This window comes from Promicromonospora kroppenstedtii DSM 19349 (assembly GCF_000515355.1).
In the GTDB taxonomy this organism is placed as follows: Bacteria; Actinomycetota; Actinomycetes; order Actinomycetales; family Cellulomonadaceae; genus Promicromonospora; species Promicromonospora kroppenstedtii.
This window is the reverse complement of the sequence record NZ_KI911702.1, coordinates 2277-3820: the sequence shown is the minus strand read 5'-3', so window position 1 is coordinate 3820 and position 1544 is coordinate 2277. Positions and strand designations below refer to the sequence as shown.

General features: G+C 74.8%; 2 protein-coding genes. One reads left to right on the top strand and one right to left on the bottom strand.

Translation table 11 applies throughout. The features are described 5' to 3' along the window. Positions 1–734: VIT1/CCC1 transporter family protein (locus PROKR_RS18510; RefSeq protein ID WP_425414908.1), on the bottom strand; the 734-nt coding region annotated here is incomplete at its 3' end. Positions 735–864: 130 nt separating this feature from the next. On the opposite strand from PROKR_RS18510, the gene PROKR_RS18505 reads away from it, so the two are divergent. Beyond that, complete coding sequence (locus PROKR_RS18505; protein WP_051433131.1) at positions 865–1479, top strand: ribonuclease H family protein; 615 nt, start codon at positions 865–867, stop codon at positions 1477–1479. Positions 1480–1544: the final 65 nt, after the last annotated feature.

Genomic DNA, 1544 nt, shown 5'->3' with positions numbered 1-1544 from the left:
GCGACGTCGAGGTGCGGCAGGGCGTCGTCGGCCGAGGGTGACGGCGACGACGCCTCGAGCAGCTCGCGCTGCGAGCGCACGGACACGAACTCACCGGCGCCCATCGAGAGCGCGCCGGCCAGGAGGCCCGCGAGACCGGTGAGCAGCACGGTGCTCGTCGCGACGCCGGAGGCGCCGATGCCGAGCACGAGCGCGAGGTTGGACACCAACCCGTCGTTGGCGCCGAAGACCGCGGCGCGGAACGTGCCCGAGAGCCGGTTGCGCCCGCGGGTGGCCAGCGCGCGCACCACCTCCTCGTGGATCTGCTCGTCGGCCGCCATGGTGACGGTCGCGTCGGCGTCGTGCGCGTAGGAGGAGCGGGCCTCGGCCCGCTGGGCGAGCGCCAGCACGAACACGCCGCCGAAGCGGCGGGCGAGGAACCCGAGGGCGCGGGTCCGCAGATCGCCGCGCACGGGCGCGCCGACGTCGGACCCCAGGAGCTCCAGCCAGTGCGACTCGTGCCGCTTCTCCGCGCGCGCCAGGGCGAGCAGGATCTCGCGCTCCTCCCCCGTACGTCGCCCCGCCAGGTCGCGGTAGACGGCCGCCTCGGCCCGCTCGTCGGCCAGCAGGCGGCGCCAGCGCCGGATGTCGGCGCGGGTCCGCGGGCGGGACGGGTGCAGCTCCTGCGCGCGCTGCGCGGGCGTGGGTGCGCTGCCGGACGAGTGACGGCGGGGGTCGGACGGTAGGTGTGGCACGCAGCCATCATGCCCATGGATCGCCGGTCATGGGTTTCGTAGGGCCTTGGTCCCGGTTTCGCCGCCCCGAACTCACGATCGGGCGCCAGGTCCGGCCCGGCGTCCGGATTCTCGGGCAGAAGGATGCACAATGGACGCCGTGATCATCGTCAGCACGCACGGGTCGGCCGCGCCGGGCGGCGCGATCGGATGGGCGTGGATCAACCACGCGGGCGGGCAGTTCGACTCGGGCGGCGCGGCCCAGGGCAACGATCAGGTCGCGGCACTCTCAGCTCTGCTCCGCGCGATCGACGCGCATCCCGGCAGCGAGCCGCTGCTCGTGGAGTCCGGCTCGCAGTACGCCGTCCGGTCCGTGTCCGAGTGGTCGGAGGGGTGGAAGCGCAACGGCTGGCGCTCCCCCGCCGGCGAGCCCGTGCCGAACCTCGACCTGGTGCAGGACATCGACCGCGCCGTCACGGAGCGCACCGGGCCCGTCCGGTTCCACTGGGTGCGCGGTCACGTGGGCAACCCCTACAACGAGCGGGTCGACCAGCTCGCCGGGTTCGCCGCCGAGGAGTGGGCCGCGGGACGCGGCGGCGTCGGCGAGATGCTGGTGCCCGACGGCGGGATGATCCCCGACGCGGAGCTGCAGGGCGCGGGCCTCACCGGCGAGCCCCGGGAGAGCGTGGCACCCGTGACACGGCCGACGCCGGTCGTGACCGGGGCGGGCATCGGGCGCACGTGGGAGTCGGACACCCTCTTCTAGGGAACGCGAACGGCTGTCCGGCCGTGGCTCCCGGGGAAACTACGGGTTCCCCGGGAGCCACGGCC